General features: G+C 75.7%; 2 protein-coding genes. Both read left to right on the top strand.

Annotated features, from left to right (window positions below):
• The coding region (locus AB0C96_RS42465) for an SDR family NAD(P)-dependent oxidoreductase (RefSeq protein WP_362925591.1) at positions 1-10197 on the top strand (10197 nt) is incomplete at its 5' end.
• A 47-nt stretch (positions 10198-10244) separates the two neighbouring features.
• Positions 10245-13811: beta-ketoacyl synthase N-terminal-like domain-containing protein (locus AB0C96_RS42460; protein WP_362925590.1), on the top strand; the 3567-nt coding region annotated here is incomplete at its 3' end.

Raw genomic sequence — 13811 nt, 5'->3', positions numbered from 1 at the left:
GTCAATCAGGACGGGGCGAGCAATGGGCTGACGGCGCCGAGTGGTCCGGCGCAGCGGAAGGTCATCCGTGATGCGTTGGCCGATGCGGGTGTGACCGGGGCCGAGGTGGACGTCGTCGAGGCGCACGGCACCGGTACGCCGTTGGGTGATCCGATCGAGGCGGGTGCGCTGTTAGCCACGTATGGGCGTGAACGGGTCGGCGATCCGCTGTGGTTGGGGTCGTTGAAGTCCAACATCGGGCACACCCAGGCGGCTGCCGGTGTCGCCGGTGTGATCAAGATGGTGGAGGCGCTGCGGCACTCCACGCTGCCCCGCACCCTCCATGTCGACGCCCCCTCGTCCAAGGTCGAATGGGACGCGCGTGCCGTGGAGTTGCTGGCCGAGGCCCGGCCCTGGCCGCAGCGGGCGAACGGTCCGCGTCGGGCGGCCGTGTCCGCCTTCGGCGTCAGTGGCACCAACGCCCACGTCATCATCGAGGAGCCGCCGGCCGAGGTCGAGGCCCCGGCCGCGGTCGAGGCCGGCGACACTCCTACGACCCCCTCCACCGTGCTCTGGCCGTTGTCCGCCGTGACCGCGCCCGCCCTGCGCGCCCAGGCCGCACGTCTGCGTGCGCACCTGGAGCGCCTCCCCGACGCCGCTCCCGCCGACGTCGGCCATGCGCTGGCCGCCGACCGCGCCGCCCTCGCCTACCGTGCCGTGCTGCTCGGCGACAACGGCGCCCCCATGGACGCGCTCGCCGCCCTGGCCGCCGGGGAGATCACCCCCGACGCCGTCACCGGCACCGCGGCGGACGTGCGCCGGGTCGCCTTCGTCTTCCCCGGCCAGGGCTCCCAGTGGGCCGGTATGGGCGCCGAACTCCTCGACGCGGCACCGGTGTTCGCCGCCGAACTGGAGCGGTGCCAGCGCGCGCTCGCCCCGTACGTGGACTGGTCCCTCACCGACGTGTTGCGCGGCGCCCCCGGGGCGCCCGGCCTCGACCGCGTCGACGTCGTCCAGCCGGCCACCTTCGCGGTGATGGTGGGGCTCGCGGCGCTGTGGCGCTCCCTCGGCGTCGAGCCCGCCGCCGTCATCGGCCACTCCCAGGGCGAGATCGCCGCGGCCTGTGTGGCCGGCGCGCTCTCCCTGGACGACGCCGCCCGGATCGTGGCCCTGCGTTCCCAGGTCATCGCCCGGGAGCTGGCCGGACGGGGCGGCATGGCGTCGGTGGCCCTGCCGGCGGCCGCCGTCGAGGCGCGGCTCGCCGAGGCCGGTGGCGCGGGTGGTGTCGAGATCGCCGCCGTCAACGGCCCCCAGTCGACCGTCGTCTGCGGGGAGCCCGGCGCCCTGGAGGCGCTGCTGCGCACCCTGGAGGCCGAGGGCACCCGGGTCCGCCGCATCGACGTCGACTACGCCTCCCACTCCCACTACGTCGAGAGCATCCGGGAGGAGCTGGCCACCGTCCTCGCCGGGATCCGGCCGCACGGCGGCGACGTGCCCTTCTACTCCACCGTCGAGGCGGGGCTCCTGGACACCACCGCGCTCGACGCCGACTACTGGTACCGCAACCTGCGGCTCCCGGTGCGGTTCGAGCCGACCGTGCGCGCCATGCTGGCCGACGGCGTCGACGCGTTCGTGGAGTGCTCCGCGCACCCCGTCCTCACCATCGGCGTCCGCCAGACCGTGGAGAGCCTCGGCACCGCCGTACCGGCCGTCGGCTCACTGCGGCGCGACGAGGGCGGGCTGCGGCGCTTCCTCACCTCCGCCGCGGAGGCCCAGGTCGCCGGCGTACCGGTGGACTTGGCCAGGCTCAGCCCCGGGGCCCGCCGGGTGGACCTGCCCACCTACGGCTTCCAGCGCGAACGCTACTGGGTGAGCTCCGCCCGGCCGGACCGGGCGGAGACCGCCGGAACCGGCGACCGCACCCCGGAGTCCGGCGACCGGCTCGGCTACCACGTCGCGTGGAAGGGGCTGCGCCCCGTCACCGGCGGCTGGCGCCCCGGACTGCGCCTGCTGATCGTGCCCACCGGTGAACGGCACGCCGCCCTCGCCGACGCCGTGGAACAGGCGATCACGTCCTTCGGCGGAACGGTCCGCCGCATCGCCGTCGACCCGGCCCGCACCGGCCGCGCCGAACTGCACGGCCTGCTCGAACCGGCCGTCCACGGCGACACCGCCGTCACCGGCCTGGTCTCGCTGCTCGGACTGTGCACCGACGGCCACCCGGACCACCCCGCCGTGCCCACCGGGGTCACCGCCACCCTCGCCCTGGTCCAGGCCCTGGCCGACCTCGGCGGCACCGCACCGCTGTGGACCGTCACCCACGGCGCGGTCGCCACCGCCCCCGACGAGGTGCCGTGCACCGCCGGAGCCCAACTGTGGGGCCTCGGCCGGGTGGCGGCGCTGGAGCTGCCCGAACTGTGGGGCGGCCTCATCGACCTGCCCGAGCAGTCCGACGCCCGGGTCTTCGACCGCCTCGCCGGTGTCCTCGCCGAACCCGGCGCCGAGGACCAGATCGCCATCAGGGCGGCGGGTGTCTTCGGCCGCCGGGTCCTGCCGAACCAGGCCGACTCCACCCCGCCGTCCTGGCGCGCCGGCGGCACCGTCCTGATCGTCGGTGACCTCACGACGGTGCCCGGCCGGCTGATCCACTCCTTCCTGGAGGACGGCACGGACCGTGTGGTGCTGGCCGGGCCGGACATCGACGCGGAGGCCGTCGCCGCGGCCGGGCTCACCCACGCCGCCGTCGTCCCCGTCCGCTGCGACGTCACCGACCGCTCCGCGCTGGCCGGTCTGCTCGTCGAGCACACGCCCGCCGTCGTCGTGCACGCCCCGCCGCTCGTGCCGCTGGTCCCGCTGAACGAGACGGCGCCCGGCGACATCGCCGCCGCCGTCGCCGCCAAGACCGCGGTCGCCGGCCACCTGGTGAACCTCGCGCCCGCCGCCGGCCTCGACGCGCTGGTGCTGTTCTCCTCGGTGTCCGGCGTGTGGGGCGGCGCGGCCCAGGGCTGCTACGCGGCCGCCACCGCGCACCTCGACGCGCTCGCCGAGCGCGCCCGCGCCGCGGGAGTGCCCGCCGTCTCCGTGGCCTGGAGCCCCTGGGCGGGCGGCGCGCTCGCCGGCGGTGCCGACGCGGAGTTCCTCAACCGGCGCGGCCTCGCCCCCCTCGACCCGGACGCCGCGGTGCGGTCGCTGCGCCGCATGCTGGAGCGCGGCAGCACCGGCGGCGCGGTCGCCGACGTCGAGTGGAAGCGCTTCGCCGCCTCCTACACCTCGGTGCGCCCGGCGGTGCTGTTCGACGACATCCCCGAGGTGCGGCGGCTGCGCGCGGCCGAACGCACCGCGGGCACCGGCGACTCGGCCACCGCGGATCTCGTCCGCGAACTGACCGCGCAGTCCGGCCACAAGCGGCACGTCACCCTGCTGCGACTGGTCCGTACCCACGCCGCCGCCGTCCTCGGGCAGTCCTCCGGCGAGGCGGTGAACAGCGCCCGTGCCTTCCGCGACCTCGGCTTCGACTCGCTGACCGCGCTGGAGCTGCGCGACCGGCTCAGCGCCGCCACCGGCCTCCATCTGCCCGCCTCCCTGGTCTTCGACCACTCCAACCCGGCCGCGCTCGCCCGGCACCTCGGCGAGGAGCTCCTCGGCCGCGGCGACACCGCCGCCCAGACCGGCCCCGTGGCCCCGGTGTCGACGGACGAGCCCGTCGCCATCATCGGCATGGCCTGCCGGCTGCCCGGCGGGGTCCGCTCGCCGGAGGACCTGTGGGACCTGCTCACCGGCGAGGTCGACGCCATCACCCCCTTCCCCACCGACCGGGGATGGGACAACGACGCCCTCTACGACCCCGACCCCGACTCACCCGGACACCACACCTATGTGCGCGAGGGCGGATTCCTGCACGACGCGGCCGAGTTCGACCCCGGCTTCTTCGGCATCAGCCCCCGCGAGGCCCTGGCCATGGACCCGCAGCAGCGGCTGATCCTGGAGACCGCCTGGGAGTCCTTCGAACGGGCCGGGATCGACCCGGTGGAGCTGCGCGGCAGCCGCACCGGCGTCTTCGTCGGCACCAACGGGCAGCACTACGTACCGCTGCTCCAGGACGGCGACGAGAGCTTCGACGGCTACATCGCCACCGGCAACTCCGCCAGCGTGATGTCCGGCCGGCTGTCCTACGTCTTCGGCCTGGAGGGCCCCGCCGTCACCGTCGACACCGCCTGCTCGGCCTCCCTCGCCGCCCTGCACCTGGCGGTGCAGTCGCTGCGCCGGGGCGAGTGCGACATGGCGCTGGTCAGCGGTGCCACCGTGATGTCCACCCCGGAGATGCTGGTGGAGTTCGGCCGTCAGCGGGCGGTCTCGCCGGACGGGCGCAGCAAGGCGTTCGCCGAGGCCGCCGACGGCGTCGGCCTCGCCGAGGGCGCCGGAATGCTGCTGGTCGAACGGCTGTCGGAGGCCCAGAAGAAGGGCCATCCGGTGCTGGCGGTGGTCCGCGGCACCGCCGTCAACCAGGACGGCGCCAGCAACGGCCTGACGGCGCCGAGCGGCCCGGCGCAGCGGAAGGTCATCCGTGAGGCGCTCGCGGACGCCGGGCTGGCCCCGGGCGACGTCGACGCCGTCGAGGCGCACGGCACGGGTACGCCGTTGGGTGATCCGATCGAGGCCGGTGCGTTGTTGGCCACGTATGGGCGTGAACGGGGCGGCGACCCTCTGTGGTTGGGGTCGTTGAAGTCCAACATCGGGCACACTCAGGCGGCTGCCGGTGTCGCCGGTGTGATCAAGATGGTGGAGGCGCTGCGGCACGCCACGCTGCCCCGCACCCTGCACGTCGACGCCCCCTCCTCGAAGGTCGAATGGGGCGAGGGGTCCGTGGAGTTGCTGACCGAGGCCCGGCCCTGGCCCGAGCGGGCCGACGGCCTGCGCCGGGCCGGCATCTCCTCCTTCGGCATCAGCGGCACCAACGTCCACGTCATCATCGAGGAGCCGCCGGAGCCCACCGCGCCCGAACTCCTCTCGCCCGACGCGGCCACCGGCGGCGACGTCTGGTCCGCGGAGTGGTGGCACGAGGTGACCGTGCCGCTGATGATGTCCGCGCACAACGAGGCCGCGCTGCGCGACCAGGCGCGGCGGCTGCGCGCCGACCTGCTCGCCCACCCCGAACTCCACCCGGCCGACGTCGGCTACGCCCTCATCACCACCCGCACCCGCTTCGAGCACCGGGCCGCCGTGGTCGGCGAGAACTTCACGGAGCTGATCGCCGCCCTCGACGACCTCGTCGAGGGCCGCCCGCACCCGCTCGTGATGCGGGGCACCGCCGGCACCGCCGACCAGGTCGTGTTCGTCTTCCCCGGCCAGGGCTCGCAGTGGGCCGAGATGGGCGACGGGCTGTTCGACCGCTCCAGCGCCTTCCGGGAGACCGCACGCGCCTGCGACGCCGCGCTCCGGCCCTACCTCGGCTGGTCCGTGCTGGACGTGCTGACCCGGGAGCCCGACGCGCCCTCGCTCGACCGGGTCGACGTGGTGCAGCCCGTGCTGTTCACCATGATGGTCTCGCTCGCCGCGACCTGGCGCTCGTTGGGCGTCGAACCGGCCGCGGTCGTCGGGCACTCCCAGGGCGAGATCGCCGCCGCCCATGTCGCGGGCGGCCTCTCGCTGGACGACGCGGCGCGCATCGTCGCCCTGCGCAGCCAGGCCTGGCTGCGGCTGGCCGGCAAGGGCGGCATGGTCGCGGTGACCATGTCCGAGCGCGAACTGCGCCCCCGGCTGGAGTTCTGGGGCGACCGGCTCGCCGTCGCCGCCGTCAACAGCCCCGAGACCTGCGCCGTCGCCGGCGACCCGGACGCCCTGGCGGAGCTGGTCGCCGAACTCGCCGCCGAGGGCGTGCACGCCCGCCCGATCCCCGGCGTCGACACCGCCGGGCACTCGCCGCAGGTCGACACGTTGGAGGACCACCTGCGGGAGGTGCTCGCCCCGGTCGCGCCCACCTCCTCCGACATCCCGTTCTACTCGACGGTCACCGGTGGACTGCTCGACACCGCCGCGTTGGACGCCGACTACTGGTACCGCAACATGCGCGACCCGGTGGAGTTCGAGAAGGCCACCCGCGCCCTGCTCGCCGACGGCCACGACGTGTTCCTGGAGACGAGCCCGCACCCCATGCTGGCCGTCTCCCTCCAGGAGACGATCACCGACGCCGGTGCCTCCGCGGCGGTCCTGGGCACGCTGCGCCGCGGCCAGGGCGGCCCGCGCTGGCTGGGCGTCGCCGCCTGCCGCGCCTACACCCACGGTGTGGAGATCGACGCCGAGGCCATCTTCGGCCCCGACTCGCGCCCCGTGGACCTGCCCACCTACCCGTTCCAGCGCGAGCGCTACTGGTACCGCCCCACCAGCCGCGGCGGCGACCCCGCCTCCCTCGGCCTGGACGCGGCAGACCACCCGCTGCTCGGCGGGGGCGTGGAGCTGCCCGGATCGGGCGACCAGATGTACACCGCGCGCATCGGCATCGACGCCACCCCCTGGCTGGCCGACCACACGCTGATGGGGGCGACGCTGCTGCCCGGCGCCGCGTTCACCGACCTCGCGCTGTGGGCCGGCCGTCAGGCCGGCACCGGCCGGATCGAGGAACTCACCCTGGCCGCGCCCCTGGTGCTGCCCGAGTCCGGCGGCGTCCGGCTGCGGCTGAACGTCGGCGCCCCGGGCACCGACGACGCCCGCCGCTTCGCGGTGCACGCCCGCACCGAGGGCACCACCGGCTGGACCCTGCACGCCGAGGGGTTGCTCACCGCGGAGGACGCCACCGACGCGCCGGACGCCTCGGTGGTGGCCCCGCCGCCCGGTGCCGAACAGTTGGACACCGGCGACTTCTACCGGCGTTTCGCCGAACTCGGCTACGGCTACGGGCCGTTCTTCCAGGGACTGGTGAGCGCCCACCGCGCCGGCTCCGACATCCACGCGGAGGTCGCCCTGCCCGCCCAGGCCCAGGGCGACGCGGCACGGTTCGGGCTCCACCCGGCGCTGCTGGACGCGGCGCTGCAAACCATCAGCCTGGGCGGCTTCTTCCCCGAGGACGGCCGGGTCCGGATGCCCTTTGCGCTGCGCGGCGTCCGGCTGTACCGCATCGGTGCCGACCGGCTGCGGGTGCGCGTCTCGCCCGTCGCCGAGGACGCCGTCCGCATCCAGTGCGCCGACGCCGAGGGGCGGATGGTCGCCGAGATCGACTCGTTCCTCATGCGGCCGGTCGACCCCGAGCAGCTCCTCGACGGCCGCCCGGTCGGCGCCGACGCCCTCTTCCGCGTCACCTGGCGGGAGCGGGCCGGCAGCGGCACCGGCTCCGCCTCCGCCCCCCGCTGGGTGGTCGCGGGGCCGGACGTCCTGGGCCTGGCCGAGGCCGCCGACGCGCACCTGCCCGACGCGCTCGGGCCGGACGGCCCGCTGCCGGCCGCGGTCGGCGAAGCGGCTCCGGACGCCGTCGTGTTCGGCGTACCGGCCGGGACCGGCGAGGTCGCCGCCGACGCCCATACCGTCGCCTGCCAGGTGCTGGACCTTGTCCAGCGCTGGCTCGCGGCCCCGGCCGCCCCGGAGGGCACCCGCCTGGTCGTGGCCACCCGCGGCGCGGTCGCCGTGCGCGGCGACGCCGAGGTGAGCGCCCCGGCCGCGGCCGCCGCATGGGGTCTGCTGCGCTCCGCGCAGGCCGAGGAGCCGGGCCGGTTCCTGCTGGTGGACCTGGACGACGACCCGGCGTCCGCCCGGGCCGTGTCCGCCGCCCTGGCCTCCGGCGAACCGCAGACCGCGGTGCGCGCCGGGACGGTGTACGTGCCGCGGCTGGAGCGGGCCGGCACCGGCGGCGCGGAAGGGGCGTTCACCCCGCCCGAGAAGGGCGCCTGGCGGCTGGGCCGCGGCGCCGACCACACCCTGGACGGCCTGGCGCCGGTGCCCGCCCCGGACGCGGACGCCCCGCTGGCGCACGGCCAGGTGCGCGTCGCGGTGCGCGCCGCCGGTGTGAACTTCCGCGACGCCCTCATCGCCCTGGGCATGTACCCGGGCGAGGCCGAGATGGGCACCGAGGGCGCCGGCGTGGTCGTCGAGGTCGGTCCCGGTGTCACCGGGGTCGCCCCCGGCGACCGGGTGCTCGGCATGTGGAACGGCGGCTTCGGCCCGGTGTGCGTGGCCGACCACCGACTGCTCGCCCCGATCCCGGACGGCTGGTCCTACGCCCGGGCCGCATCGGTCCCCGCGGTGTTCCTCAGCGCCTACTACGGGCTGGTCGCCCTGGCGGACCTGCGCCCGGGGGAGAAGGTGCTGGTGCACGCCGCGGCCGGCGGCGTCGGCATGGCCGCGGTGCAGATCGCCCGTCACCTCGGTGCCGAGGTGCTGGCCACCGCGAGCAGCGGCAAGTGGGACGTCCTGCGGGGCATGGGCCTCGCCGACGAGCACATCGCCTCCTCCCGCACCCTCGACTTCGCCTCGGCCTTCGCCGAGCCGGACGGCGCGGCCGGCGTGGACGTCGTCCTCAACTCGCTCACCAAGGAGTTCGTGGACGCCTCCCTCGGGCTGCTGCGTCCCGGCGGCCGGTTCCTGGAGCTGGGGAAGACCGATGTGCGCGACCCCGACCGGATCGGCGCCGACCACCCCGGAGTCCGCTACCGGGCGTTCGACCTGAACGAGGCCGGCCCCGACGAACTCGGCCGGCTGCTGCGGGAAGTGATGGAGCTGTTCGCCCGCGGGGCGCTGCACCCGCTGCCCGTCGTCACCCACGACGTGCGCCGGGCCGCGGACGCCCTGCGCACCATCAGCCAGGCCCGGCACACCGGAAAGCTCGTACTGACCATGCCGCCCGCCTGGCACCCGTACGGCACGGTGCTCATCACCGGCGGCACCGGCACCATCGGCGGCCGCATCGCCCGCCACCTGGTCGGCACGCACGGCGTACGCCATCTGCTGATCGCCGCGCGCAGCGGCCCGGACGGCGAGGGCGCCGCGGAGCTGGTCGCCGAACTCGCCGACCTGGGCGCCTCGGCCACCGTCGTCGCCTGCGACGTCGCCGACGCGGACGCGGTCCGCCGGCTGCTCGCCGGTGTACCGGCCGAGCACCCGCTGATGGCGGTGGTGCACAGCGCCGGCGTCCTCGACGACGGTGTGCTGTCCACGCTCGATCCCGAGCGGCTGCGGCACGTGCTGCGGCCCAAGGTGGAGGCGGCCGTCCACCTGGACGCACTCACCCGCGACCTCGACCTCGCGGCGTTCGTCCTGTTCTCCTCAAGCGCCGGCCTGTTGGGCAGCCCGGCGCAGGGCAACTACGCGGCGGCCAACGCCACGCTCGACGCCCTCGCCTCCCGGCGGCGGGCGCTCGGCCTGCCGGCGGTGTCGCTGGCCTGGGGGCTGTGGTCCGACACCAGCCGGATGGCCAACGGACTGGACCAGGAGGGCCTCCAGCGGCGCTTCGCCCGCAGCGGTTTCCCGCCGCTGTCCGCGGCCCTGGGCACCGCGCTGTTCGACGCCGCCCTGCGGGTCGACGAGGCCGTGCAGGTCCCCATGCGGCTCGACCCGGCCGCACTGCGCGCCACCGGAACCGTCGCGCCCCTGCTGTCGGAGCTCGTCACCCCCGCCCCGACCGCCGCGTCCGGCACCCGGGCTCCGGACCCGCACGGCACGCAGGGCGCAGCGCACACCGGCGAGCCGCTCGCCGAGCGGCTGGCCCGGCTCTCCGCCGAGGAACGCCACGACCAGCTGCTCAACCTGGTGCGCGAGCACGTGGCCGCGGTGCTGGGGCACGGCTCCGCCGCCGAGGTCCGTTCCGACCGGCCGTTCCGCGAGGTCGGATTCGACTCGCTCACGGCCGTGGAGCTGCGCAACCGCATGGGCGCGGTCATCGGGGTCCGGCTGCCCGCCACCCTGGTGTTCGACCACCCCACCCCGGCCGCGCTGGCCGCGCACCTCGACGGCCTGCTGGCGCCCGAGCGGCCGGCCACCACCGCGCCGCTGCTGGCCGAACTCGACCGGATCGAGGAGGCCCTGGCCGCGCTCACCCCCGAAGGTCTCGCGGCGGTCGCGCCCGCCCCCGACGCCCGCGCCGAGGTCGCCCTGCGACTGGAGGCCCTGGCCGACCGCTGGCGCGCCCTCCACGACGGCACGACCGATGCCTCCGACGACATCGCCGATGCCCTGAGCACCGCCGACGACGACGAGATCTTCGCGTTCATCGACGAGCGGTACGGCGCGTCGTGACCACCGGCCCGGCACCCCGTCGCCCGTCCTCGAAGGGAAGTACCACCATGGCGAACGAAGACAAGCTGCGCACCTACCTCAAGCGCGTGACCGCCGAGCTGCACCGGGCGACCGAACAGCTGCGGACACTCGACGAGCGGGCCCGCGAGCCGATCGCGATCGTCGGGGCGGCCTGCCGGCTGCCCGGCGGCGTCCGCGGCCCGGAGGACCTGTGGGACCTGCTGCGCACCGGGACCGACGCGGTCGGCCGGGCCCCGGCCGACCGCGGCTGGGACGTGACGGCGATGTACTCGCCCGACCCGGGCCGGGCCGGCACCACGTACTGCCGCGAGGGCGGCTTCGTCCGCGGAGTGGACCGGTTCGACCCCGGCCTGTTCGGGATCTCCCCCAACGAGGCGCTCACCATGGACCCCCAGCAGCGGCTGCTGCTGGAGACGTCCTGGGAGGCGCTGGAGCGGGCCGGTATCGACCCCCACTCCCTGGCCGGCAGCCGCACCGGCGTGTTCGCCGGGGCCTGGGAGAGCGGCTACCAGAAGGGCGTCGAAGGGATCGACGCCGACCTGGAGGCCCAACTCCTGGCCGGAATCGTCAGCTTCACCGCCGGCCGGGTCGCCTACGCCCTGGGGCTGGAGGGTCCGGCGTTGACGATCGATACGGCGTGCTCGTCGTCGCTGGTGGCGTTGCATCTGGCGGTGCAGTCGCTGCGCCGGGGCGAGTGCGACCTGGCACTGGCCGGCGGCGCCACCGTCATCGCCGACCCCGCCCTCTTCGTCCAGTTCTCCCGGCAGCGCGGGCTCGCCCCCGACGGCCGCTGCAAGGCGTTCGCCGAGGCCGCCGACGGCTTCGGCCCCGCCGAGGGCGCCGGAATGCTCCTGGTGGAGCGGCTGTCGGACGCCCGCCGCCACGGACATGAGGTGCTGGCCGTGGTACGGGGCAGTGCGGTCAACCAGGACGGTGCCAGCAACGGCATCACGGCGCCCAGCGGTCCGGCGCAGCAGAAGGTCATCCGTGACGCGCTCGCGGACGCCGGGTTGACCCCGGGTGAGGTCGACGTCGTCGAGGCGCACGGCACGGGGACGGCGCTGGGCGATCCCATCGAGGCCGGTGCGTTGATGGCCACCTATGGGCGTGAACGGGCGGGCGATCCCCTGTGGTTGGGGTCGGTGAAGTCCAACATCGGGCACACCCAGGCCGCGGCCGGTGTCGCCGGTGTGATCAAGATGGTGGAGGCGATGCGGCACTCCACGCTGCCCCGCACCCTCCACGTCGACGCTCCCTCGTCCAAGATCGAATGGGACGACGGAGCCGTGGAGCTGCTGACCGAGGCACGGCCCTGGCCCCAGCGGGCGGACCGTCCGCGGCGGGCCGCCGTCTCCTCCTTCGGCGTGAGCGGCACCAACGCCCATGTCGTCCTGGAGCAGGCGCCGGCTGCCCCGGCCGAGGACCCGGCCACCGCCCCCGACGCCCTCGCGGAGCCCCGGGCGTCGGCCGACCTCCCTGCCACCGTCCTGCCCGTCACCGTCCTCCCGCTGTCCGCCGCCGGCGCGGAACCCCTGCGCGAACAGGCCCGCCGGCTCGCCGCACACCTGGGCGCCCATGAGGAGATCACCCCCGCCGACGCCGCCTACTCCGCCGCCACCAGCCGTGCCGCGCTCGCGAACCGGGCCTCGGTCCGCGCCGACGACCGGGCGTCGCTGATCGCCCGGCTGACCGCGCTCGCGGAGGGCACGCAGGACGCCGACGTCGTCGTCGGCGAGGCGGGCAGTGACCGGCCCCCTGTCTTCGTCTTCCCGGGACAGGGCTCCCAGTGGGCCGGCATGGGCGCCGAACTGCTGGAGTCGGCCCCGGTCTTCCGCGCCAAGGCCGAGGAGTGCGCGCGGGCGCTCGCGCCGCACCTCGACTGGTCGGTGCTCGATGTGCTGCGCGGGGTGCCCGGCGCCCCGCCGATCGACCGCGCGGACGTGGTCCAGCCGGCGCTGTTCACCATGATGGTCTCCCTCGCGGCGCTGTGGGAGGCCCATGGCGTGCGGCCCGCCGCCGTCGTCGGCCACTCCCAGGGCGAGGTCGCCGCCGCCTACGCGGCCGGCGCCCTCTCCCTCGACGACGCGGCCCGGGTGATCGCCGAACGCAGCGGGTTGTGGGGGCGGTTGGCGGGCAACGGCGGCATGCTCTCGGTGATGGCCCCGGCCGACCGGGCCGGCGAGCTGCTGGAACCCTGGCGGCACCGGATCTCCGTCGCCGCGGTCAACGGCCCCGCCTCGTTCACCGTCGCCGGTGACACCCGGGCACTGGAGGAGTTCGGCCTGCGGCTGTCCGCCGAAGGCGTGTTGCGCTGGCCGCTCCCCGGTGTCGACTTCGCCGGTCACTCGCCGCAGGTGGAGCAGTTCCGCACCGAACTCCTCGACGCGCTGGACGGCGTCCGGCCGACCACCGCCCGGCTGCCGTTCTTCTCCACCGTGACCGCCGGAGCCCACGACCCCGAGGGCCTGGACGCCGCGTACTGGTACCGGAACATGCGCGAACCGGTGGAGTTCGCGTCCACCCTGCGGGCGCTGCTGCGCGCGGGACACCGGACCTTCATCGAGATGGGCCCGCACCCGCTGCTCGGCCCCGCGATCGACGAGGTGGCCGAGGACGAGGGGGTGCACGCCACCGCACTGCCCACCCTCCACCGCGACTCCGGCGGCCTGGACCGGTTCCGCGCCTCGGCGGGCGCCGCGTTCGCCCACGGAGTCCGCGTCGACTGGGGCCCGTTCTTCGAGGGCACCGGCGCCCGCCGCGTGCCCCTGCCCACCTATGCCTTCCGCCGCGACCGGTTCTGGCTGCCGACCGCCGTCGCCCGGCGCACCGTCCAGGCCCCGGCCGGTGCCTGGGACGCCTGGCGCTACCGCGTCGCCTGGACGGCCGTGGAGACCGACGACTCCGGCGTGCCCTCCGGGCGTTGGTTGCTGGTGGAGCCCCCCGGCGCCGCGCCGGGCGGGGCCGACGCCGCGGCATCGGCGCTGACCGCGGCCGGCGCGGTGGTGGAGCGCTGGACGCTCGATCCGACCGCGGTCGGGCGCGCCGGCCTCGCCGAGCGGTTCGCCGCACTCGCGTCGGGTCCCCAGGGCCTGGCCGGAGTGCTGGTGCTGCCCGGCCGGGACCCCGGCACCGCACCGGCCGATGCCTCCCCGCTCGACCCGGGCACGGCCGCCGTGCTGCTGGTCACGCAGGCCGTGACGGACGGCGCACCGAAGGCCCGGGTCTGGGTCGCCACGCGGGGTGCGGTGGCGGTGGAGCCCGGTGAGGTGCCGTGTGTGATGGGCGCTCGGGTGTGGGGTCTTGGGCTGGTGGCGGCTCTTGAGGCGCCCGCGCAGTGGGGCGGGTTGGTCGATCTGCCGGTGGTGCCCGAGGAGCGTGACTGGCGGCGTCTGGTCGGGGTGCTCTCCGGCGGTTCGGGCGAGGACCAGGTGGCTGTGCGTGGTGCGGGGGCGTTCGGCCGCCGCATGCTGCCGGCCCCGCCCGGGGCGGTACGGCGTCCCTGGCGGGCGCGGGGGAGTGTGGTGGTGACGGGTGGTTTGGGTGGTTTGGGGGGTCATGTGGCGCGGTGGTTGGCGCGTGAGGGTGCGGAGCAT

Source organism: Streptomyces sp. NPDC048506, assembly GCF_040651315.1.
GTDB lineage: Bacteria > Actinomycetota > Actinomycetes > Streptomycetales > Streptomycetaceae > Streptomyces.
This window is presented reverse-complemented; position numbering and strand designations above follow the sequence as displayed.